The sequence below is a fragment of the Enterobacter sp. C4G1 genome (assembly GCF_052886895.1).
Map to the genome: position 1 here is coordinate 1,002,540 of NZ_JBQVVV010000002.1, position 22,932 is coordinate 1,025,471.

Sequence of the window (22,932 nt, forward strand, 5' to 3'; positions counted from 1 at the left end):
ACAAAACGGTTGCATGAAACAAGACAGTAGACGCGACATCCTGTTGAACTGCCGACAAAGTGTCGCACGCCGTGGGTTATCCCCCGATGTACAGAAACGATGTGTGGAATTGTTCTGTTTCGAACAATTGGTAAGGCGATTGTTTACTCTTTGTCCCTTCTTTTGCGACAGAGAAAAAATCAATATCTTTAAAATCAATAAATTAAATGAAATGGCACGGCTGGTATGTTCCCTGCAAAACAGAGTGAGGCAATCGCCACTCACACAACCAACAGGAGAAACACCATGACCATGCGTCAATGCGCCATTTACGGCAAAGGTGGTATCGGTAAATCCACCACCACGCAAAACCTGGTCGCCGCGCTGGCGGAGATGGGCAAGAAAGTAATGATCGTCGGCTGCGACCCGAAAGCAGACTCCACCCGTTTGATCCTGCATGCGAAAGCGCAGAACACCATTATGGAGATGGCGGCTGAAGTCGGCTCCGTGGAAGATCTGGAACTGGAAGATGTGCTGCAAATCGGTTACGGCGACGTGCGCTGCGCAGAATCCGGCGGCCCGGAACCAGGCGTAGGCTGTGCCGGTCGCGGGGTAATTACCGCCATCAACTTCCTTGAAGAAGAAGGCGCCTATGTTCCCGACCTCGATTTCGTCTTTTACGACGTGCTGGGCGACGTGGTGTGCGGAGGGTTCGCCATGCCAATTCGCGAAAACAAAGCGCAGGAGATCTACATCGTCTGCTCCGGCGAAATGATGGCGATGTACGCCGCCAACAACATCTCTAAAGGCATCGTGAAATACGCCAAATCCGGCAAAGTACGCCTTGGCGGGCTGATCTGTAACTCCCGTCAGACAGACCGTGAAGATGAACTGATCATGGCGCTGGCGGAAAAACTCGGCACCCAGATGATCCACTTCGTTCCGCGCGACAACATTGTACAGCGCGCAGAAATCCGCCGTATGACGGTGATTGAGTACGATCCGAACTGCAACCAGGCCAACGAATACCGCTCGCTGGCGAACAAGATCGTCAACAACACCAAAATGGTGGTACCAACGCCCATCACCATGGACGAACTGGAAGAGCTGTTGATGGAATTCGGCATTATGGATGTGGAAGATACCAGCATTATCGGTAAAACCGCCGCAGAAGAAAGCGCGGTTTGATGCACGCCCGCCAACAGGAAGACAACTATGAGCAATGCAACAGGCGAACGTAATCTGGAGATCATCCAGGAAGTGCTGGAGATCTTTCCGGAAAAAACGCGCAAAGAACGCAGAAAGCACATGATGGTGAGCGACCCGGAGTTGGAAAGCGTCGGGAAATGCATCATCTCCAACCGTAAGTCGCAGCCCGGCGTGATGACCGTGCGCGGTTGCTCTTACGCCGGTTCTAAAGGGGTGGTATTCGGGCCGATCAAAGATATGGCCCATATTTCCCACGGCCCGATCGGCTGCGGTCAGTACTCCCGCGCCGGTCGGCGTAACTACTACACCGGCGTCAGCGGTGTTGATAGCTTCGGTACGCTCAACTTCACCTCCGATTTTCAGGAGCGCGATATCGTGTTTGGCGGCGATAAAAAGCTGGCCAAACTGATTGAAGAGATGGAGACGCTGTTCCCGCTGACCAAAGGGATCTCCATTCAGTCTGAATGCCCGGTCGGCCTGATTGGCGATGACATTGAAGCCGTTGCCAACGCCAGCCGCAAAGCCATCAATAAACCGGTTATTCCGGTGCGCTGCGAAGGCTTTCGCGGCGTTTCCCAGTCACTCGGTCACCACATTGCCAACGACGTGATCCGCGACTGGGTACTGGATAACCGTGAAGGCAAGCCGTTTGAAGCCGGTCCTTATGACGTGGCGATCATCGGTGATTACAACATCGGCGGTGATGCCTGGGCTTCGCGCATTTTGCTCGAAGAGATGGGCCTGCGCGTGGTGGCGCAGTGGTCCGGCGACGGCACGCTGGTTGAGATGGAGAACACGCCGTTCGTCAAACTCAACCTTGTGCACTGCTACCGCTCGATGAACTACATCTCCCGCCATATGGAGGAGAAACACGGTATTCCGTGGATGGAGTACAACTTCTTCGGCCCGACCAAAGTCGCCGAGTCGTTGCGCAAAATCGCCGACATGTTTGATGACACCATTCGCGCCAACGCTGAAGCGGTGATCGCCAAATATCAGGCGCAGAACGACGCCATCATCGCCAAATACCGTCCGCGTCTGGAAGGCCGCAAAGTGCTGCTGTATATGGGCGGTTTACGTCCTCGCCATGTGATTGGCGCTTATGAAGATCTGGGGATGGAAATTATCGCTGCGGGTTATGAATTCGCCCATAACGATGACTACGACCGTACCCTGCCGGATCTGAAAGAAGGCACCTTGCTGTTCGACGATGCCAGCAGTTATGAACTGGAAGCCTTTGTCAAAGCGCTGAAGCCGGATCTGATCGGCTCCGGTATTAAAGAGAAGTACATCTTCCAGAAAATGGGCGTGCCGTTTCGCCAGATGCACTCCTGGGATTACTCCGGCCCCTATCACGGTTATGACGGCTTTGCCATCTTCGCCCGTGATATGGATATGACGCTCAACAACCCCGCGTGGGGCCAGTTGACTGCGCCGTGGCTGAAATCCGCCTAATTTTAATCCTGCTATCCCGTCTGTTCACCGATTTGTGGCGCGGGAGGAGAACACCATGAGCCAAAGTGTTGAGAAAATTCAAAACTGTCATCCGCTGTTTGAACAGGATGCGTACCAGATGCTGTTTAAAGATAAACGGCAACTGGAAGAGGCCCACGATCCGGCGCGCGTGCAGGAGGTCTTTCAATGGACCACCACGGCAGAGTATGAAGCGCTTAACTTTCAACGCGAAGCGCTGACTATCGATCCGGCAAAAGCCTGCCAGCCTCTGGGCGCGGTACTTTGCGCGCTGGGCTTTGCCAATACCCTGCCGTATGTTCACGGCTCCCAGGGGTGCGTGGCCTATTTCCGCACCTATTTTAACCGTCACTTTAAAGAGCCGATTGCCTGTGTTTCCGACTCGATGACGGAAGATGCAGCAGTATTCGGCGGCAACAATAACCTGAACACCGGGTTGCAGAACGCCAGCGCCCTCTACAAGCCGGAAATCATTGCCGTCTCCACCACCTGTATGGCGGAGGTCATCGGCGACGACCTGCAGGCGTTTATTGCTAACGCCAAAAAAGACGGCTTTATTGACGCGGCGATCCCGGTGCCTTATGCGCATACGCCGAGCTTTATCGGCAGCCATATCACCGGCTGGGACAATATGTTTGAGGGCTTCGCCCGTACCTTTACCGCCGATTACAGCGGGCAGCCGGGCAAGCTACCGCGTATCAATCTGGTTAGCGGATTTGAAACCTATCTCGGCAATTTCCGCGTGCTGAAACGCATGATGGAGCAAATGGAAGTGCCGTGCAGTCTGCTTTCCGATCCCTCCGAAGTACTGGATACCCCGGCTGACGGGCATTACCAGATGTATGCCGGCGGTACGACCCAGCAGGAGATACGCGAAGCGCCTGACGCTATCGACACCCTGCTACTGCAACCCTGGCAGCTGGCGAAAACTAAAAAAGTGGTGCAGGAAAGCTGGAACCAGCCCGCCACCGAGGTGCAAATCCCGATGGGGCTGGCCGGAACCGACGAACTGCTGATGGCAGTAAGCCAGTTAACCGGCAAAGCCATTCCGGATAGCTTAGCGCTGGAACGCGGCCGGCTGGTGGACATGATACTCGACTCCCACACCTGGCTGCACGGCAAGAAATTCGGCCTGTTCGGCGACCCGGATTTTGTCATGGGGCTGACCCGCTTCCTGCTGGAACTGGGCTGCGAACCGACGGTGATTCTGTGCCATAACGGCAACAAACGCTGGCAGAAAGCGATGAAGAAAATGCTTGAAGCCTCGCCGTACGGTAAAGAGAGCGAAGTCTTTATCAACTGTGATCTGTGGCATTTCCGCTCGCTGATGTTTACCCGTCAGCCGGACTTTATGATCGGCAACTCCTACGCCAAGTTTATCCAGCGCGATACGCTGGCGAAGGGTGAGCAGTTTGAAGTGCCGCTGATCCGCCTCGGGTTCCCGCTGTTCGATCGCCACCATCTGCACCGCCAGACCACCTGGGGTTACGAAGGGGCAATGAGTATCCTCACCACGCTGGTTAATGCGGTGCTGGAGAAAGTCGACAGAGAGACCATCAAGCTCGGCAAAACCGACTACAGCTTCGATCTTATCCGTTAACCATCACAGCCCCGCCTTGTGCGGGGCTCAGGGAGGCACTATGCCGGTCGTTATTATTCGCCAGCGCGGCGCGGATCTCTACTGCTATATCGCTAAACAGGATCTGGAAGCGAAAATCCTGGTCGTTGAGCACGACACCCCGGAACGCTGGGGCGGTACGATTTCTCTTGAGGGCGGTCGCCGCTATTACGTCAATGTGCAACCGGGACGGCCCTCATTTCCCATTAGCCTGCGCGCCACCCGCGACGCCCTGGTGTAAGGAGACGAGCCATGTCCGAAAACGATACCCTTTTCTGGCGGATGCTGGCGCTGTTCCAGGCGCTGCCGGAACTGCAACCCGCGCAAATCATGGCGTGGCTGACCGGTGACTGCGATGAACCGCTGACGCCGGAACTGTTGGCCTCGCTGGATCAACACCATCTGGAGCAGCGTTTTCCTCATGAGGAAGCATTAATGTCCGCCGGGCGCTGGGCACGGGTAAACGCGTGCCTGAAAGGCGATCTGCCTGCCCACTTGCGCGTTATCGACTACGCGGCGCGTCGCCCGCAGTTGATTGTCGCCTTCTGCTCGCAGGATGGACTGGCAATCAACGGTCATTTCGGCCAGGGGCGGCTGTTTTTTATTTATGCCTTTGATGACCAGGACGGCTGGCTGTATGACTTACGTCGTTACGCCGCCAGCCCGCAGGACAAAGAGCCCAACGAGAGCCGCGCGCAATTGCTTGGCGATTGCCATCTGCTGTTTTGCGAAGCGATTGGCGGCCCCGCCGCTGCCCGCCTGATCCGCCACAATATCCATCCGATGAAAGTCACCCCCGGGCAGACCATTACCTCGCAGTGCGACGCCATCAAAACGCTACTCAATGGGCAACTGCCGCCGTGGCTGGCAAAACGCCTTGAGCGCGCCAACCCGCTGGAAGAACGGGTGTTCTGAATCAATCCCCTTCGGGGGATTTTTTTTGCGTGAACATTGCGCCAATTGTCTGCTTTGTTGCAAAAACGACACTTTTTTTCTCTTAAAAATCAATCACTCATTACTGGCTCGCGAATTGCACCTTCTGCAACAACCCAACCAGATGATGAGGTGAAGATGAAGGGGAACGAGATCCTGGCTTTGCTCGATGAACCTGCCTGCGAGCACAACCACAAACAGAAATCCGGCTGCAGCGCGCCGAAACCCGGCGCGACGGCGGGTGGCTGCGCCTTTGACGGTGCGCAGATCACCCTGCTGCCACTCTCCGATGTTGCCCACCTGGTGCACGGCCCCATTGGTTGTACCGGTAGTTCATGGGATAACCGTGGCAGCTTCAGCTCCGGCCCGACGATCAACCGGCTGGGTTTTACCACCGATCTGAGCGAACAGGATGTGATCATGGGGCGTGGCGAGCGCCGCCTGTTCCATGCCGTGCGCCACATCGTCAACCGCTACCACCCGGCCGCCGTCTTTATCTATAACACCTGCGTACCCGCAATGGAGGGCGACGATATCGAAGCCGTCTGCCAGGCGGCAGAAACCGCTACCGGCGTACCGGTGATTGCCGTTGATGTCGCCGGCTTTTACGGCAGCAAAAATCTCGGCAACCGGCTGGCCGGTGAAGTGATGGTGAAAAAGGTAATTGGCGGGCGTGAACCCGCACCGTGGCCGGAAGATACCCCTTTTGCCCCGGCGCACCGCCACGATATCGGGCTGATTGGCGAATTCAATATTGCCGGGGAGTTCTGGCACATTCAGCCGCTGCTCGATGAGCTGGGTATTCGCGTGCTCGGTAGCCTTTCCGGCGACGGGCGTTTCAGTGAGATCCAGACGTTGCACCGGGCACAGGTCAATATGCTGGTCTGCTCCAGGGCGCTGATCAATGTCGCCCGCTCGCTGGAGCAGCGCTACGGCACGCCGTGGTTTGAAGGCAGTTTTTATGGTGTTCGCGCCACTTCCGACGCTCTGCGTCAACTGGCGGCACTGACCGCAGACCGCGATCTGGTGCAGCGCACTGAACAACTCATTGCCCGCGAAGAACAGCGAACAGAGCAGGCTCTGGCCCCGCTGCGCGAGCGCCTGCGCGGGCGCAAAGCGCTGCTCTATACCGGCGGCGTGAAATCCTGGTCGGTGGTCTCGGCTCTTCAGGATCTGGGCATGGAAGTGGTGGCGACCGGCACACGCAAATCCACTGAAGAGGATAAACAGCGCATCCGCGAACTGATGGGCACCGATGCGCTGATGCTTGATGAAGGCAACGCCCGTTCGCTTCTGGACGTGGTTTACCGCTACCAGGCGGACATAATGATCGCCGGGGGACGCAATATGTATACCGCCTACAAAGCGCGGCTGCCGTTCCTCGATATCAATCAGGAGCGCGAGCACGCCTTTGCCGGCTACCGCGGCATTGTCACGCTGGCTGAACAACTCTGCCTGACCATGGAAAGCCCGGTCTGGCCACAAACCCATTCCCGAGCACCATGGCAATAAGGAGCCCACAATGGCAGAAATTATCCGTAGTAAAAAGCCGCTGGCCGTCAGTCCGGTAAAAAGCGGCCAGCCGCTGGGCGCGATTCTGGCGAGCATGGGCTTTGAACAGAGCATTCCGCTGGTTCATGGTGCTCAGGGGTGCAGCGCCTTCGCAAAGGTCTTTTTTATTCAGCATTTTCACGATCCGATCCCGCTGCAATCGACGGCAATGGACCCGACATCCACCATTATGGGTGCCGATGGGAACATCTTTACCGCACTGAATGTGCTGTGCTCACGTAACAACCCGAAAGCGATTGTTCTGCTGAGCACCGGTCTTTCTGAGGCGCAGGGCAGCGATATTTCGCGTGTGGTGCGCCAGTTCCGCGATGAATTTCCGCGCCATAAAGGGGTGGCGCTGCTGACCGTTAACACACCGGATTTTTATGGCAGCCTGGAAAACGGCTACAGCGCGGTACTGGAGAGCATGGTTGAACAGTGGGTGCCGGAAAAACCGCAGCCGGGCGTGCGCAATCGCCGCGTGAATCTGCTGCTCAGCCACTTGCTGACGCCGGGCGACGTCGAGCTGCTGCGCAGTTATGTCGAGGCATTTGGCCTGCAACCGGTGATTGTGCCGGATCTCTCCCAGTCGCTGGACGGCCATCTCGCCAGCGGGGATTTCTCGCCTATTACCCAGGGCGGCAGTAATCTGCGGCTGATTGAACAGATGGGACAGAGCCTCGGCACGTTCGCCATTGGCGTTTCCCTCTCCCGCGCCGCGCAGTTGCTGACGCAGCGCAGCCACGCAGAGGTCATCACGCTGCCGCACCTGATGACCATGAGCCAGTGCGATACGTTTATTCATCAACTGAAGCGCCTCTCCGGGCGTGATGTTCCGGCGTGGATCGAGCGCCAGCGCGGGCAATTGCAGGATGCGATGATCGATTGCCATATGTGGTTACAGGGCGCGCCTGTCGCGCTGGCCGCCGAGGGCGATCTGCTCGCCGCCTGGTGCGATTTCGCCCGTGATATGGGCATGGTTCCCGGCCCGGTGGTGGCGCCAGTGAGCCAGAAAGGGTTGCAGGATCTGCCGGTCGAAAACGTCATCATCGGCGATCTGGAGGATATGCAGGATCTGTTGTGCAAAACGCCTGCATCACTGCTGGTGTCCAATTCTCACGCTGCGGATTTGGCCAGGCAGTTCAACATTCCGCTGGTGCGCGCCGGTTTCCCCCTGTTCGACCGTCTGGGCGAATTTCGCCGCGTGCGTCAGGGTTACGCCGGGATGCGCGACACCTTGTTTGAGCTGGCGAATGCACTGCGCGATCGCCACCATCATCTTGCCGCTTATCACTCGCCGCTGCGCCAGCGTTTTTACGAACCTGCATCTTCGGGAGGTGACTATGCAACATGTTAGCCGACAATTCAGCACTATTTGCGACAGTGAATGGTCGATGAGAGTGGCCTTTGCCAGTTCCGATTACCACCATGTCGATCAGCATTTCGGCGCCACGCCGCGGCTGGTGGTGTACGGCGTCAAAGAGGATGACGTCACCCTGCTGCGGGTGGTGGATTTCTCGGTACTGCCCGGCCATCAGCAGGAGAAACTGACCAGCCGGATTAGCGCGCTGGAGGATTGTGTGACGCTCTACTGCGTGGCGATCGGCGAGGCGGTTTTTCGCCAGCTTTTACAGGTCGGCGTGCGCGCGGTGCGCGTTCCGGCAGATACAACGATTGTCGGGCTGTTGCAGGAAATCCAACACTACTGGTACGACAAAGAGCAGCGAAGAAGTGCGCGCAGCCGCAATACCGATCGCTTTGCCGGGCTACTGCTGGAAGATGAGTGGCAGGAAGAGGATGAGCGCTGATGCCTTTTCTGTGTCAGCTCTGTGACAAAGCCAACATAAAACTGCGACATAGTTCGCAGTTTTATGTCAGGCTTCAAAATCATCTTATTGAAATATAACGATTTCATCTTCTGGTACTGCTTTTGCTTCTACGATATTACCCGCTGTTGATTGACGCGGTGTAATGCGCTCCGGCGCGTTCCGTCATACATACTGGGAGCCAAAAGCATGTGGAATTACTCCGAGAAAGTGAAAGATCATTTTTTTAATCCCCGTAACGCCCGGGTGGTGGAAAACGCTAACGCCGTGGGTGATGTGGGATCGTTAAGCTGTGGCGATGCGTTACGGCTGATGCTGCGAGTGGATCCGCAAGATGAAACCATTCTTGAGGCCGGGTTTCAGACCTTTGGCTGCGGCAGCGCAATTGCCTCTTCTTCCGCCTTAACGGAACTGATTATCGGCCGCACACTGGCGCAGGCCGAACAGGTCACCAACCAACAAATTGCCGATTATCTTGACGGTTTACCGCCGCAAAAAATGCACTGTTCGGTCATGGGCCAGGAAGCGTTACGCGCTGCCATCGCCAACTACCGCGGCGAAACGCTGGAAGATGACCACGAAGAAGGCGCGCTGATTTGTAAGTGCTTTGGCGTGGATGAAGGACAGATTCGCCGCGCGGTGCTGAGTAACGGGCTGACCACGCTGGAAGAGGTGATCAACTACACCAAAGCAGGCGGCGGCTGTACTTCGTGTCATGAAAAAATCGAACTGGCGCTGGCGGATATTCTCGCGCAGCACCCACAGGTCGCCGCGCCGGTTACGACAACCAAAGATCCGCACTGGCAGGAAGTGGTTGATGCCATCACTGAACTGCGCCCGCATATTCAGGCCGATGGCGGCGATATGACGCTGCTCAGCGTGGCAAATCATAAAGTCACGGTCAGCCTCTCCGGCAGTTGTAGCGGCTGCATGATGACCGACATGACGCTCGCCTGGTTACAGCAAAAACTGATGGAACGCACCGGCTGTTATATGGAAGTCGTGGCTGGTGAAGCCGCAGTGTATTAACAGAGGGGAAAGAGCATGAAACAGGTATATCTGGATAACAACGCCACCACGCGAATCGATCCAATGGTGCTGGAAGCGATGATGCCCTTTCTGACCGAGCATTATGGCAACCCTTCTTCGATTCATGATTTCGGCACGCCTTCCCGTGAGGCCCTTGAGCGCGCGCACCAACAGGTTGCCGCCCTGCTTGGGGCCGATCATGCCAGCGAGATTATTTTCACCTCCTGCGCAACCGAAGCCACGTCAACCGCGCTGCACGCCTGTATTGAACTGATGCCGGAGCGCCGGGAAATTATCACCACTGCAGTGGAGCACCCGGCCACGCTCGCCGTTTGCGAACATCTGGAGCGTCAGGGTTACCTTATCCACCGCATTGGTGTGAATAGCGACGGTGCGCTGGATATGGAGCAGTACCGCCAGGCGCTCAGCACGCGAGTGGCGGTGGTGAGCGTGATGTGGGCAAACAACGAAACCGGCGTGCTGTTTCCGGTGATTGAAATGGCGGCCATGGCCCATGAATACGGCGCGCTGTTCCACTGCGATGCGGTACAGGCGGTCGGCAAAATTCCGCTGGATATTGGTCGCACGCAGATCGATATGCTCTCCTGCTCGGCGCACAAACTGCACGGGCCGAAGGGTGTCGGCTGCCTCTATCTGCGGCGCGGAACGCGTTTTCGTCCGCTGCTGCGCGGCGGCCATCAGGAGCGCGGACGCCGCGCAGGGACGGAAAACATTGCCGGGATTGTCGGCATGGGCGCAGCCTGCGAACTTGCGCAGATCCATCTGCCAGGTGCCTCCTCGCTGGCACACCTGCGCGATCGACTGCAGGAAGGACTTATTGCGCAGGTGCCTTCCGTGATGGTAATGGGCGGCAACCAGCCGCGCGTTCCAGGCACCACCAATCTGGCGTTTGAGTTTATCGAAGGGGAAGCCATTTTATTACTGCTAAACCAGGTGGGAATTGCGGCATCGAGCGGCAGCGCCTGTACCTCCGGTTCGCTGGAGCCTTCGCATGTCATGCGGGCGATGAACATTCCTTACACCGCCGCGCACGGCAGTATTCGTTTCTCGCTCTCGCGCTACACGCGTGAGAAGGAGATCGACTACGTGATCGACACCCTGCCAACGATTATTGCCCGGCTGCGGATGCTCTCGCCCTACTGGCAGGAGGGAAAACCCGGGGCGGCTGAATCAGCATTTGCGCCGTTATACGGCTAAGGCGGCGAGTATGAATGTGCTTATCAACGACACCACCCTGCGTGACGGCGAACAGAGTCCGGGCGTCGCGTTTCTCGCCAGCGAGAAAATCGCCATCGCCGAGGCGCTGTTTGCTGCGGGCATTACCGCGCTCGAAGTTGGCACGCCAGCGATGGGCGACGAGGAGCGCCAGCGCATTTTGCAGGTGCGCCGGCATGTGCCCGCCGCAACGCTGATGTCCTGGTGTCGGATGAACCACGACGAGATCCGCCAGAGCGCGGATCTCGGTATGGACTGGGTGGATATCTCCCTGCCCGCTTCGGATAAGCTGCGTCAGTACAAGCTTCGCGAACCGCTGCCGAAGTTGCTCGATAAACTGGGTACGCTGATTGCACAAGCGCGGACGCTGGGAATGCAGGTCTGTATCGGCTGTGAGGATGCCTCACGCGCCAGCGATCAGACGCTGAACCAGATTGCCGATATCGCCCGCGAGGCGGGCGCGAAACGACTGCGTTTCGCCGACACTCTCGGCCTGCTCGATCCCTTTACCACCACCACCCGCATTCAGGCGCTTGGTGAATACTGGCCGGGCGAAATCGAAATGCATGCGCACAACGATCTGGGGCTGGCGACCGCCAATACGCTGGCGGCGGTGCGCGCCGGAGCCACCAGCGTCAACACGACCGTGCTCGGGCTGGGCGAACGCGCAGGTAATGCCGCGCTGGAAACCGTTGCTCTGAGCCTGAGCCGCTGTCTGCAACAGGATTGTGGTGTTGATTTTACGCGCCTGCCGTCCCTGTGCCAGACCGTGGCCGACGCGACACAGCGGGCGATTGACCCGCAGCAACCGCTGGTAGGTTCACAGGTTTTCACCCATGAATCCGGCGTTCATGTCGCCGCGCTACTGCGCGATCGCGAAAGCTATCAGGCGATTGATCCGGCACTGATGGGGCGCGAGTATCGGCTGGTGCTGGGTAAACACTCTGGTCGCCAGGCGGTGGATGGCGTCTTCGCCCGCATGGGGTATCACCTCGATACCCTACAAATCGATCTGCTGCTGCCGGAGATCCGCCGCTTTGCCGAGCGCTGGAAACGTACGCCGAAAGAGGATGAGCTGGTGGCATTTTACGATGCGCTGTGCGGGGAATCCGCACACTTTGCGAGGGGCTGACGATGGAGTGGTTTTATCAAATTCCCGGCGTGGATGAGCTCGATACCGCCGAGTCTTTTTTTGAATTCTTTAGCGTGCCATATGACCCGCTGGTGCTACGCCACTGCTGTCTGCCGGTGCTGCGGGAGTTTCACCAGCGGCTGCGGCAAAACGTACCGCTGCGCAATTTGCTTGAAGAGGCGCCCCGCGCCCCGTGGCTACTGGCGCGCCGGTTGCTGACGGAAAGCTATCAGCACTACCTTCCGGAGCATACCTCATGAGACAAAAATTCGATTTTGGCGAAGAAGTGCGCGTTACCCGCGCCATTCGCAATGACGGCACCATGCGCGGCTTCGCGCGCGGCGACCTGCTGGTTCGTCGCGGCAGTACCGGTTTTGTCCGCGAATGGGGCACATTTTTGATGGATCAGATTATCTATCAGGTGCATTTTCTCGATGATGATTTGGTGGTTGGCTGCCGCGAGCAGGAGCTACTGCCGCTTTCCGTGCCGTGGCACGCCGGGCAGTTTCAGTATGGCGATCGGGTTGCCTGCCGCCACGCGCTGTCGGTAAATGGCGAAGTGGTGATCGCCGCCGGAGAGCATGGCCGTATTGAAGGAACAGACCAGGGCGAGGATGGGGAGAGTTACACCGTCACGTTTTCCGGGCGCTGGTTCCTGGTCCCCGCTGGCGCCATTACCCTGCTGGAGGATGACGCATGACGCCGTGGCAACGCTTCGCCCGACGGCGGCTGGCGATAACACGCTGGCAGTGCGAACCGGAACACATTCCTGCCGATCAACAAACCGCGTTTGACGATGCCTTCGCCCGCCAGTGCCAGCTGGAAAAGGCTGTGGTGGAGGTAGCCGCTGGCACCTCCCTGCCGGATAGCGTGTTGGAGAGTGTCGCAACCTCGCTGGCAAGCTGGCTGGATGGCGGGCATTTTTCTGCTGACGAACGGCAGACAGTGGTCCGGCATCATGCCCGCATGGAGTGGCAGTTCGCCGAGATTGCCGGGCGCGCCCCTCTGCCGGACGATTTACAGGTGCTGGCCTGGTATCAGCAACATCAGGCGCAGTTTATGCGCCCGCCGCAGCGGCTGACATCTCACCTGTTGCTGACGGTCGATAACGACGATGGCGCAGTGCAGCGCCAGATCCGCCATTTTCATCAGGATATTAGCATCTCGCGTCAATACTTTGCCCGGCTGGCGCAGCGCTACTCCCACTGCCCCAGCGCGCTTGAAGGCGGACGTTTGGGCTGGATAAGCCAGGGGTTGCTCTATCCCGAACTCGACACCGCGCTGTTTGCGCTGGCGGAAAATGGCCTTAGCACCCCTATCGAAACCCGCCTCGGCTGGCATCTGTTATGGTGCGAAGCGATCCGTGACGCCGAGCCAATGCCGCAAGAGGAAGCGCTGGAAAAAGCACGAAACTATTTGGTTCGTCAGAACCAGCAGCAGTACCAGCGCACGTGGCTGGCAGCGTTAACCCGCAGCGTGATGGCGGATTAATTTCACCTTCAGAACAAATACCGGTAACAGGCCTTCCTGTCGAACCGGTTATGTTGCCGGGTAACGCGCGTTACCCGGCAACATCACTTACAACAATATCGGTTTAAGCGTTTCCAGCCAGGCATCCAGGCGCTCGTCGGTCAGGTCATACTGATTGTCCTGATCGATCACTAATCCGACAAATTTATCCGCTTCCAGCGCCGATGAGGCATTGAATTCATAGCCTTCATTCGGCCAGTGGCCAACAATCTGCGCACCGCTGTTTTTCAGCGCGTCATACAGCGGGCGCAGGCCGCTGACAAAGTTATCCGGGTAACCCACCTGGTCGCCAAGACCGAAGAGCGCCACGGTTTTACCGCTCAGGCTGTTGATCTCAAGCTGAGCGACAAACTCTCTCCATGACGCGTCCTCACAGCCCGCATCCAGCCCTGGCAGTTGCCCGTCGCCGAGCGTCGGCGTCCCTAACAGCAGTACCGGATAAGAAAGAAACGTGTCGAGATCGGTACGGTTGATATTCACCGGCACATCGGCCGCTGCACCCAGTTTTTGGTGGATCATTTTGGCAATCTTGCGGGTTTTGCCCGTGTCGGTACCGAAAAAAATTCCAATGTTAGCCATCGCATGCTCCTGTGAGAAAAAGTGTGAATCCGCCCTGAACAGGCAGCTATCACCGGAGATATTGCGAAGGCTGTGCCAGCTTTTTTGCCGGGCAATCGCTGCACTGTATTGGCCCGTTATGCACCAGAGCGGCGCTTTTTTATCCACCCTATTGGGCGTTGCCACGCACAGCCAGAGGGCAAAGGGTAAAAATCGGCGGCAAACAGGGATCTGGATCAATCTTACAGCGAGTAACAAGGACCAAAGGCGCACCCTTTGCATGGTTAATGATTGTCCGTTTATGTTCGGACGAAAGTCGACAGGTGGCACAAATTGTCATAACTGCGACATTCCCATTTTGACCACAGGAGTTTGTGATGACCCTGAATATGATGATGGACGCCGCAGCGCCCGCCGAGATCGCCGGAGCGCTCTCACAACAGCATCCCGGGTTGTTTTTCACCATGGTTGAACAGGCTCCCGTTGCGATTTCCCTGACTGATGCCGATGCCCACATTCTGTATGCCAACCCGGCGTTTTGCCTCCAGTCGGGGTATGAGCTTGAAGAGTTGTTGCAGCAAAACCCGCGCCTGCTCGCCAGTAAACAGACGCCGCGTGAAATCTACCAGGATATGTGGCACACCCTGCTGCAACACCGTCCGTGGCGCGGGCAACTGATCAATCGTCGCCGCGACGGCAGCCTGTTTCTGGTGGAGATCGACATCACCCCACTGTTTAATACGTTAGGCAAACTCGAACATTACCTGGCCATGCAGCGCGACATCAGTACCAGCTACGCGCTGGAACAACGGCTGCGTAATCATATGACGCTGACTGAAGCCGTTTTGAATAATATTCCGGCGGCGGTTGTGGTGGTGGATGAACGCGATCAGGTGGTGATGGATAACCTCGCCTATAAAACTTTTTGCGCCGATTGCGGCGGTAAAGAGCTGCTGACCGAACTCAATTTTTCCGCCCATAAGGCAGAGCTGGCGCAGGGCCTGGTACTACCGGTAGCGCTGCGCGGCACAGTACGCTGGTTGTCCATCACCTGCTGGGCGCTGCCGGGCGTCAGTGAGGAAGCGGGCCGCTACTTTATTGATAGCGCCGTGCCGCGCACGCTGTTGGTGATCACCGACAATACCCAGCAGCAGCAACAACAGGAACAGGGGCGTCTCGACCGTCTGAAGCAGCAGATAACCAGCGGTAAATTGCTGGCGGCGATCCGCGAATCGCTGGACGCCGCGCTGGTTCAACTCAATTGCCCAATTAATATGCTGGCCGCCGCCCGTCGTTTAAATGGCGACGATCACAGCAATCTGGCACTGGATGCCGCCTGGCGTGAAGGCGAAGAAGCGATGGCGCGGCTGCAACGGTGCCGTCCGTCGCTGGAGCTGGAAAGCCCGGCAGTCTGGCCGCTCCAGCCGTTCCTTGACGATCTGCTCGCTCTGTATCACCTCCGATATAACCAGGGCGAAAACCTGCAAATTGAGCTGGAATCGCCCTATCTGGTGGGCTTTGGTCAGCGAACACAACTGCTTGCCTGCCTGAGCCTGTGGCTCGACAGAACGCTGGATATTGCCGCTGAGCTACGTGATTTCACGGTACAGACTCAACTTTACGCCCGCGAAGAGAGCGGCTGGCTGTCGTTCTATTTAAACGACAATGTACCGCTGACTCAGGTGCGCTACACCCATTCCCCCGATGCGCTCAATGCCCCCGGTAAAGGCATGGAGCTGCGGCTGATCCAGACGCTGGTCGCCCACCATCGCGGCGCAATTGAATTGACCTCCCGCCCTCAGGGGGGCACCTGCCTGACCCTGCGTTTCCCGTTATTTCACTCTCTGACCGGAGGCTCACTATGACTCAGCGAACGGAGTCGGGTACAACCGTCTGGCGCTTTGACCTCTCCCAGCAGTTTACCGCCATGCAGCGTATCAGCGAGGTGCTAAGCCGGGCGACAGAGGTCGGGCAAACGCTACAGGAAGTGCTGTGCGTGCTGCACAACAATGCCTTTATGCAGCACGGGATGATCTGTCTGTACGACAGCCAACAAGCGATCCTTAACATTGAAGCCCTGCAGGAGGCCGATCAGCAGCTCATTCCAGGCAGTTCGCAGATTCGTTACCGCCCGGGTGAAGGGCTGGTAGGCACGGTGCTGTCGCAGGGGCAATCTCTGGTGCTGCCCTGCGTTTCCGACGACCAGCGTTTTCTCGATCGCCTTGGATTGTATGATTACAGCCTGCCGTTTATCGCCGTGCCGCTGATAGGACCAAACTCGCAGCCTATCGGCGTGCTGGCAGCCCAGCCGATGGCCCGCTACGAGGAGCGGCTGCCCGCCTGCACTCGCTTTCTGGAAACTGTCGCCAATCTGGTGGTGCAAACCGTCCGCCTGATGACGCCGCCCAGCGTCGCGCCCTCACCCCGAGCGGCCGCCGCGCAGATCGCCAGTCAGCGTGGGTGCGCACCGTCGCGATCGTTTGGTTTTGAAAACATGGTCGGTAAAAGCGCGGCCATGCGCCAGACGCTGGAAATTATTCGCCAGGTATCGCGCTGGGACACCACCGTGCTGGTGCGTGGCGAAAGCGGGACCGGTAAAGAGCTGATAGCCAATGCTATCCACCACAATTCACCGCGCGCTGCTGCACCGTTCGTCAAATTCAACTGCGCGGCGCTACCCGACACGCTGCTGGAGAGTGAACTCTTCGGCCATGAAAAAGGTGCGTTTACCGGCGCGGTACGCCAGCGCAAAGGCCGCTTCGAACTGGCGGATGGAGGAACGTTATTTCTTGATGAGATCGGCGAAAGTAGCGCCTCGTTTCAGGCGAAATTGCTGCGTATTTTGCAGGAAGGCGAAATGGAACGCGTCGGCGGTGACGAAACGCTGCGGGTGAATGTACGGATCATTGCCGCCACCAACCGCAATCTGGAAGAGGAAGTGCGGCAGGGGAATTTTCGCGAAGATCTCTACTACCGCCTCAATGTGATGCCCATCTCCCTGCCCCCGCTCCGCGAGCGCCAGGAGGACATTGCCGAGCTGGCGCACTTTCTGGTGCGCAAAATCGCGCAAAACCAGAACCGCACACTTCGCATCAGCGATGGCGCGATCCGTTTACTGATGAGCTATAGCTGGCCCGGAAACGTGCGTGAACTGGAAAACTGCCTTGAACGTTCGGCGGTGATGTCGGAAAGCGGGCTGATCGATCGCGACGTGATTTTGTTTCATCACCGTGAAACTCTGCCAAAACCGCCACAACCCAGCGCACCGCGTGAAGAGAGCTGGCTTGATCAGAATCTCGACGAGCGACAAAGATTGATCGCCGCGCTGGAGAAAGCCGGTTGGGTACAGGCAAAAGCCGCACGCCTGCTGGGAATGACCCCGCGCCAGGTGGCTTACCGTATTCAGACGATGGACATCACCATGCCGCGAATGTAGCGTTGTTTTTTGTGACATTCGGCACATTGTCAGCCAAACGCCACAAACTCGACAAACAGACGATGACGCGCTGAATTTAAAACATTAATTTTCAGTAAGTTACAATGATGACAAGCGGTACAGGTTTTGCAACAGGAGGTTATGACCACACAACCAAGGTACGCCCATGACTTCCTGCACATCCGCCGCTGGCGGTTCACGCTGTCACACCGGGCAGCGTGAACCTTTATCTGATGTCGTTGCCGGTAAGGTGGCGTCGCACCCCTGCTACTCGCAAAACGGCCATCATCGTTATGCCCGTATGCATCTGCCGGTCGCGCCTGCCTGTAACCTGCAATGCAACTACTGCAACCGCAAATTTGATTGCAGTAATGAATCGCGCCCCGGCGTCTCGTCATCGCTGCTGACGCCGGAACAGGCGGTAGCCAAAGTGCGCCATGTGGCTGCGGCGATCCCGCAATTGTCGGTGGTGGGCATCGCCGGGCCTGGCGACCCGCTGGCCAATATTCAACGCACATTCACCACCCTGGAAATGGTGCGCGAACAGCTCCCCGACCTGAAACTTTGCCTCTCCACCAACGGGCTGATGCTACCGGATGCGGTAGAGAGACTGGTGAATGTTGGCGTTGACCATGTCACGGTGACGATCAATACGCTGGATGCCGATATCGCGGCGCAAATCTACGCCTGGCTGTGGCTCGACGGTGAACGTTACAGCGGACGTGAAGCCGGTGAGATCCTGATTGCCCGCCAGCTTGAAGGCGTGCGTCGCCTGACAGCCAAAGGCGTGTTGGTGAAGATCAACTCGGTATTGATCCCCGGCATCAACGATGGCGTTCTGATCGATGTCAGCCGCGAACTGCGCGCCAGCGGCGCCTTTATTCACAATATTATGCCGCTGATCGCCCGCCCGGAGCACGGTACGGTGTTCGGTCTGAACGGACAGCCGGAGCCTGATGCGCAGATGGTAGCCCAGGTGCGTGAGTGTTGCGGCGAGGTGATGCCGCAGATGACGCACTGCCAGCAGTGCCGCGCTGACGCGATCGGTATGCTCGGTGAAGATCGCAGCCAGCAGTTTTCCCTGACGCCGGTTGAAGAGTTGCCGCAGCCGTGGTTACCAACGCTTTACCACCGTGCGCAGTTGCATGCCAGCATTGCCACGCGCGGCGAATCGGAAGAGCCGGATGCCTGTCTGGTGGCGGTTGCCTCAATGCGTGGCGATGCGATTGATTGCCACTTTGGTCATGCCGATCGCTTTAGCATATACAGCCTGTCGGCGGCGGGTGCGGTGCTGGTCAACGAACGCTTTACGCCGAAATTTTGTCAGGGAAGCGACAACTGCGAACCGCAGGACAGCGACGCGCGGATGGACGCGGTTCTCGATCTGCTGGCCGATGTGAAAGCCGTATTTTGCGCCCGTATCGGCTACGGGCCGTGGCAGAAACTGGAAGCGCGCGGCATTCAACCCTGCGTCGATCACGCCTGGGAGCCGGTTAACGAGGCGCTGACCAGCTGGTGGCAGCAATGGCGGAAAAAGGTGCAGTCCGATCCCGCGTCAATGGGGGTGGCATAATGCCTGTTCACGACTGGCTGCGGCGTTTGCTGTGGCTCTATGCGCACGGAGAAGGCTGTTATCCGCTGATGATGGGCTTGCAGGTGACCGAATGGCATGCCCTGCAGGCGCAGTTCGATCCCCCCACGCAGCCGATGCCCGCCGATTGTTTGCTGCGCCAAAAACTGATGAGCGAGCTGAATGCCACCCGTAGCGACGAACAGCAACAACTGGCGCAGTGGCTGGCGGGCTATATGGTGTCAGGCGCGGCACCGATGCACAACATTATCGCCAGTGCTTCGCTGGCGTTTAACCACCTGTGGCAGGATCTGGGGTTAAGTTCGCGTCAGGAGTTGCGCGAGTTAATGAGTGACTGTTTTCCTCTGCTGGTAGAAATGAACAGTGAAAATATGCGCTGGAAAAAGTTTTTTTATCGTCAGCGCTGCCTGCATTCTGCTGGGGAGCTTATTTGCCGCTCCCCAAGTTGCGACGCCTGCTGCGAACGCGAAATCTGTTTTTCAGATTCCTGAAATATATGTGACGACGGGGGATGTTGCTGAGCGGGCAGGATAATCTAAGTTGCATCTTCATGCGGATTAATAATCAGGTAAAAAAAGTAATAATAAATTCTGGATGAACTAATTCCAATTTGCGGAAAGAGGACTAATTAGAATCAATAAATCCATAATAGCTATTAATTGTAATCATGCTCCTGATTCTCAACTGAGAGTACGTGAAATATAAAATGCCAAATACACTAATAAATATCTATAATATGTAATATGAATCACGGCTCTACGTCTAACCCTCCCTCACTTAAAAAAAATCCACGCCAATGCGTGGATTTTTCTTTTTATGGCGTAGCAGCGTCAGGCTTTCCGCCCCTGCAATACTTCCCCCACCACACCAACTGCTGAAAAGGCATTTGGCCAGCCGGCGTAGAATGCGGCGTGCGCAACAATCTCACCCGCTTCCTGCGCGGTAAGCCCATTGTCCATCGCCCGGTTCAGGTGATAGCCGATTTGCGCACTCTGCCCGGAGGCAATCAGCGCGCTGACAGTAACCAGGCTCCGGTCGCGGGGGGCCAGTGCTGGGCGTTGCCACAACTCAAGAAAAAGAGGATCGGCGGTGAATTTCACCAGCCCCGGTGAAACAGGCTCGACGTTCTTTTTCACGGTTTCAGCTCGCAGCCGTTCAACCTCTTCATTCAGGGGCAATAGCTGCGGTGTCGCCTGCGGGAGTGCATCAGGGCTCACTCCGCGTGTGCGGAAAATATCTTTAGTCACCGCAATGGCCGCCATCGCATTCGGCCAGCCGGAATAAAACGCCAGATGAGTAATTACTTCGGAGATTTCAGCCGGGGTTACGTCACACTCGAGCGCTACTTCCACATAGTGTTTCAGTTCGGCAGGCTGGTTTCTGGCGATAAGAATGGCCAGCGTGACGATACTGCGATCCCTCAGTGACAGGTCATTTCGCTGCCACAGTTCATTGGAGATAACATCATTACCAAACCGGGCAAGTGCGGGTGAAACCGACTGAATATCGGCGTCAGACAGTACAGATGCATTAACTTTCATTGTGTTTTCACCTTATTGATTCCCCAGGCCGTTAGCGGGTCCAGACCTGTTTTTGGTCTTTCGTGTCTGGGGTGTTTTGCGCCATGATCCCGGACAATGCGTGAGGCTGATAGCAGGCCTCCAGATAACGGATATCTTCCTCGCTCAGCCGCACGTTCACAGCCTTGACCGCGCCCTCGACATGTTGCTTTTTCGTTGCTCCCACGACCGGAGCCGTCACTTTGGTTAACAGCCAGGCCAGCGAAACCTCGGTCATTGACACCTGGTATCGGCTGGCAAGCTCCGCCACCCGGGCAATTATCTCTGCGTCCTGCTCTGCCGTTTTGTCGTATTTCCCTTTGGCATAGGTGTCTTCCCTGGCTCGTCGTGTCTGAGCATTATCAATGCGGGAAAGACGGCCACTGGCCAGAGCGCTGTAAGGCGTCATGGCGATATTGTCCTGCGCGCAGAGCCCCGCCAGTTCGCGCTCATCCTCGCGCATAATGAGGTTGTAATGACTCTGGACAGAGACAAAAGGCGTCAAGCCTTCGCGTTCAGCCAGCGCGTTGGCTTTCGCCAGCTGCCAGGCAAAGCAATTTGAGATGCCAATGGCACGCACTTTTCCCGCCTGAACCGCCTGGTGCAGCGCGATCAGCACGTCCAGGACTGGCGTGTTGTAATCCCAGATGTGGTAGATATAAAGGTCGATATACTCCATGCCGAGGTTTTGCAGACTCTGGTCAAGCGAGTGCGCAATGGCCTGCTGACCGCTGATCCCTGCGGCAATCTGTTGCCCTGTTCGGGGCAAAAATTTCGTTGCCAGCACCACCTCATCTCGCCTTGCCATATCGCGAAGCGCTTTCCCGAGAAAACGTTCACTTGAGCCATTCTGGTAGGCGATAGCGGTATCGAAGAAATTGATCCCCTGCTCCAGGCCGTAGCGGATGATGTCCCGGCTTTCCGGCTCGTTCAGGGTCCAGCTGTGTTGACCCGAAGAAGGATCGCCAAACCCCATGCACCCCATACAAATGCGGGAAACGCGTAAATCGCTGTTACCCAACTGACTGTATTGCATTCGCTTTCCCCTCCTGAACGTAGCAAAAATGTAAAAATACACCGCCAGTATAAGCTCGCGATCGCGGGAAGATTAGGTCATCATTGATTCAAAGATAGTTAGCCAACAGCTAATAATCAGTACGCTGATTGCATCAGGATGGCCTAATGAACAATGTGATTTACAACCAGATACGGATCTTTCAAAGCATTGCCCGCGAGGGCAGCATCACGGCTGCGGCCAGAAAGCTGGAAATTACGCCTCCGTCCGTGAGCAAAGCGCTAAAACTGCTGGAACAGCACATCGGGCATCCTCTTTTTGTCCGCACGACACGGCATATAGAACTGACGGACGCCGGGCAACAGCTTTTGCAGCAAACTCAGGCGGCGGTAGCGTCACTGGAAAATGCGCTGGAGGGCATCAAGGATACGCATCAGGCACCTTCCGGGCTGGTCAGGATCACCCTGTCTCGCTTCGCATATCTGTTGATCCTCAAGCCTCATATGGCCGAGTTTTGTGCTCAGTTCCCGGGTATTCAGCTTGAGGTATCCGTTTACGATGGCACCATCAACATTGTCGATGAACGCTATGATCTGGGGATCCGGTTTGGCGATATCCTCGAAGGTGGCGTCGTCGCACGTCAACTGATGGCGCCCTTTCGTGAGGGCTTGTATGCCTCATCCGCCTATCTTGAGGAATTTGGTATTCCTGTGACCCCCGCAGATCTTTCGCGGCATCGTCTGATAGGCTATCGGTTTATCACCAACAACCGTATTCTGCCGTTGATTCTCGAGGAAAACGGTGAGCAGTTAACCCTTGATATGCAAGGCCAGCTTATCAGCAATGATATTGATGTGATGGCAGACGGGATCCGCAGCGGACTGGGCATCGGGCGTCTTTTCGAGCCGGTGTATCAGTTACAGTCCGATAAAGACCGTTTTATCCCGGTGATGGAGCCCTACTGGAAAACCTATCCTCCGGTGTTTCTTTATTATCCTAAAAGCGCGGGTAAAGCCAAAAGAGTCCAAAGCCTTATTGAATTTTTAATCTTAAAAAACGCCAGATAATACGGCTTTCCATTGCAGAAGGGGAAATACCATTATTAATAATCACGGTCTGGTGAATTTTAAATATGTCAGAATGTAAGATTTCAGAGCTGACATTGAAATATAATTAACATATTCACCTGCACATAATAATTCCTACAGAGACCCCGCCATCGCTCTCTTCCCAGGCTTGTGAAACAGCGCCATTTTG

21 protein-coding genes and 1 pseudogene are annotated in these 22,932 nt (G+C 56.7%); 19 read left to right on the forward strand and 3 right to left on the reverse strand.

Translation table 11 applies throughout. The annotated features are described in order from the left end of the window. Nucleotides 1-285: 285 nt before the first annotated feature. From nifH to nifM, 14 genes are all read left to right on the forward strand, one after another. Nucleotides 286-1,167 (forward strand): nitrogenase iron protein, encoded by an 882-nt coding sequence (gene nifH / locus ACT9TW_RS18770; protein ID WP_182061381.1) that lies wholly within the window; start codon nt 286-288, stop codon nt 1,165-1,167. Nucleotides 1,168-1,194: 27 nt separating this feature from the next. Continuing rightward, nucleotides 1,195-2,643 carry a nitrogenase molybdenum-iron protein alpha chain gene (gene nifD, locus ACT9TW_RS18775; RefSeq protein ID WP_182061382.1) on the forward strand — a complete coding sequence of 483 codons (1,449 nt, stop codon included), beginning with the start codon at nt 1,195-1,197 and terminating at the stop codon, nt 2,641-2,643. 55 nt (nt 2,644-2,698) lie between these two features. Continuing rightward, nucleotides 2,699-4,261, forward strand: coding sequence for a nitrogenase molybdenum-iron protein subunit beta (gene nifK / locus ACT9TW_RS18780; RefSeq protein WP_446493351.1), 1,563 nt, complete (start codon nt 2,699-2,701; stop codon nt 4,259-4,261). Nucleotides 4,262-4,301: 40 nt separating this feature from the next. Continuing rightward, the gene (nifT, locus tag ACT9TW_RS18785; protein WP_182061384.1) at nt 4,302-4,520 is read left to right on the forward strand and encodes a putative nitrogen fixation protein NifT; all 219 of its coding nucleotides are present in this window, start codon (nt 4,302-4,304) and stop codon (nt 4,518-4,520) included. Between the two features lie 11 nt (nt 4,521-4,531). Further along, the gene (locus ACT9TW_RS18790) at nt 4,532-5,194 is read left to right on the forward strand and encodes a NifB/NifX family molybdenum-iron cluster-binding protein (protein ID WP_446493352.1); all 663 of its coding nucleotides are present in this window, start codon (nt 4,532-4,534) and stop codon (nt 5,192-5,194) included. A 156-nt stretch (nt 5,195-5,350) separates the two neighbouring features. Then, a complete protein-coding gene (nifE, locus tag ACT9TW_RS18795; protein ID WP_446493353.1) occupies nt 5,351-6,724 on the forward strand; it encodes a nitrogenase iron-molybdenum cofactor biosynthesis protein NifE in 1,374 nt (457 codons plus the stop codon). Between the two features lie 10 nt (nt 6,725-6,734). Next, nucleotides 6,735-8,120 (forward strand): nitrogenase iron-molybdenum cofactor biosynthesis protein NifN, encoded by a 1,386-nt coding sequence (nifN, locus tag ACT9TW_RS18800; protein ID WP_446493354.1) that lies wholly within the window; start codon nt 6,735-6,737, stop codon nt 8,118-8,120. Beyond that, nucleotides 8,107-8,571, forward strand: coding sequence for a NifB/NifX family molybdenum-iron cluster-binding protein (locus ACT9TW_RS18805; RefSeq protein ID WP_446493355.1), 465 nt, complete (start codon nt 8,107-8,109; stop codon nt 8,569-8,571). The genes nifN and ACT9TW_RS18805 overlap by 14 nt, the downstream gene beginning before the upstream one ends. A gap of 207 nt (nt 8,572-8,778) precedes the next feature. Beyond that, nucleotides 8,779-9,618 (forward strand): Fe-S cluster assembly protein NifU, encoded by an 840-nt coding sequence (nifU, locus tag ACT9TW_RS18810; RefSeq protein WP_315685956.1) that lies wholly within the window; start codon nt 8,779-8,781, stop codon nt 9,616-9,618. 15 nt (nt 9,619-9,633) lie between these two features. Then, nucleotides 9,634-10,836: a cysteine desulfurase NifS gene (nifS, locus tag ACT9TW_RS18815; RefSeq protein ID WP_446493356.1), complete on the forward strand. Its 1,203-nt coding sequence runs from the start codon at nt 9,634-9,636 to the stop codon at nt 10,834-10,836. Between the two features lie 10 nt (nt 10,837-10,846). Further along, on the forward strand, nt 10,847-11,986 hold the full coding sequence (nifV, locus tag ACT9TW_RS18820; RefSeq protein ID WP_446493357.1) for a homocitrate synthase: 1,140 nt from the start codon (nt 10,847-10,849) through the stop codon (nt 11,984-11,986). Between the two features lie 2 nt (nt 11,987-11,988). Beyond that, nucleotides 11,989-12,246 (forward strand): nitrogenase-stabilizing/protective protein NifW, encoded by a 258-nt coding sequence (locus ACT9TW_RS18825; protein WP_074779443.1) that lies wholly within the window; start codon nt 11,989-11,991, stop codon nt 12,244-12,246. After that, nucleotides 12,243-12,686 carry a nitrogen fixation protein NifZ gene (locus ACT9TW_RS18830; protein WP_182061392.1) on the forward strand — a complete coding sequence of 148 codons (444 nt, stop codon included), beginning with the start codon at nt 12,243-12,245 and terminating at the stop codon, nt 12,684-12,686. Before ACT9TW_RS18825 ends, ACT9TW_RS18830 begins: the two co-directional genes overlap by 4 nt. After that, the gene (gene nifM, locus ACT9TW_RS18835) at nt 12,683-13,477 is read left to right on the forward strand and encodes a nitrogen fixation protein NifM (protein WP_446493358.1); all 795 of its coding nucleotides are present in this window, start codon (nt 12,683-12,685) and stop codon (nt 13,475-13,477) included. Before ACT9TW_RS18830 ends, nifM begins: the two co-directional genes overlap by 4 nt. 87 nt (nt 13,478-13,564) lie before the next feature. Here the strand turns inward: nifM and ACT9TW_RS18840 are convergent, their stop codons facing one another. Further along, nucleotides 13,565-14,095: a flavodoxin gene (locus ACT9TW_RS18840; RefSeq protein WP_182061394.1), complete on the reverse strand. Its 531-nt coding sequence runs from the start codon at nt 14,093-14,095 to the stop codon at nt 13,565-13,567. A 356-nt stretch (nt 14,096-14,451) separates the two neighbouring features. On the opposite strand from ACT9TW_RS18840, the gene nifL reads away from it, so the two are divergent. The 4 genes from nifL (at nt 14,452) to ACT9TW_RS18860 (ending at nt 19,592) form a co-directional block, all read left to right on the forward strand. Further along, a complete protein-coding gene (nifL, locus tag ACT9TW_RS18845; protein ID WP_446493359.1) occupies nt 14,452-15,939 on the forward strand; it encodes a nitrogen fixation negative regulator NifL in 1,488 nt (495 codons plus the stop codon). Then, nucleotides 15,936-17,510, forward strand: a complete 1,575-nt coding sequence (nifA, locus tag ACT9TW_RS18850) for a nif-specific transcriptional activator NifA (protein WP_182061396.1) — start codon at nt 15,936-15,938, stop codon at nt 17,508-17,510. The genes nifL and nifA overlap by 4 nt, the downstream gene beginning before the upstream one ends. A gap of 166 nt (nt 17,511-17,676) precedes the next feature. After that, complete coding sequence (gene nifB / locus ACT9TW_RS18855) at nt 17,677-19,083, forward strand: nitrogenase cofactor biosynthesis protein NifB (RefSeq protein WP_446493360.1); 1,407 nt, start codon at nt 17,677-17,679, stop codon at nt 19,081-19,083. Continuing rightward, nucleotides 19,083-19,592 carry a nitrogen fixation protein NifQ gene (locus tag ACT9TW_RS18860; RefSeq protein ID WP_182061398.1) on the forward strand — a complete coding sequence of 170 codons (510 nt, stop codon included), beginning with the start codon at nt 19,083-19,085 and terminating at the stop codon, nt 19,590-19,592. The genes nifB and ACT9TW_RS18860 overlap by 1 nt, the downstream gene beginning before the upstream one ends. Before the next feature lie 339 nt (nt 19,593-19,931). On the opposite strand, the pseudogene ACT9TW_RS18865 reads toward ACT9TW_RS18860, so the two are convergent. Both ACT9TW_RS18865 and ACT9TW_RS18870 read right to left on the reverse strand, forming a co-directional pair. Next, a pseudogene (locus ACT9TW_RS18865) lies at nt 19,932-20,627 on the reverse strand (carboxymuconolactone decarboxylase family protein); the annotation flags it as partial. A gap of 46 nt (nt 20,628-20,673) precedes the next feature. Beyond that, nucleotides 20,674-21,696 carry an aldo/keto reductase gene (locus tag ACT9TW_RS18870; protein WP_446493361.1) on the reverse strand — a complete coding sequence of 341 codons (1,023 nt, stop codon included), beginning with the start codon at nt 21,694-21,696 and terminating at the stop codon, nt 20,674-20,676. Between the two features lie 146 nt (nt 21,697-21,842). On the opposite strand from ACT9TW_RS18870, the gene ACT9TW_RS18875 reads away from it, so the two are divergent. After that, the gene (locus ACT9TW_RS18875; protein ID WP_446493362.1) at nt 21,843-22,742 is read left to right on the forward strand and encodes a LysR family transcriptional regulator; all 900 of its coding nucleotides are present in this window, start codon (nt 21,843-21,845) and stop codon (nt 22,740-22,742) included. The last annotated feature ends 190 nt before the right edge of the window (nt 22,743-22,932 follow it).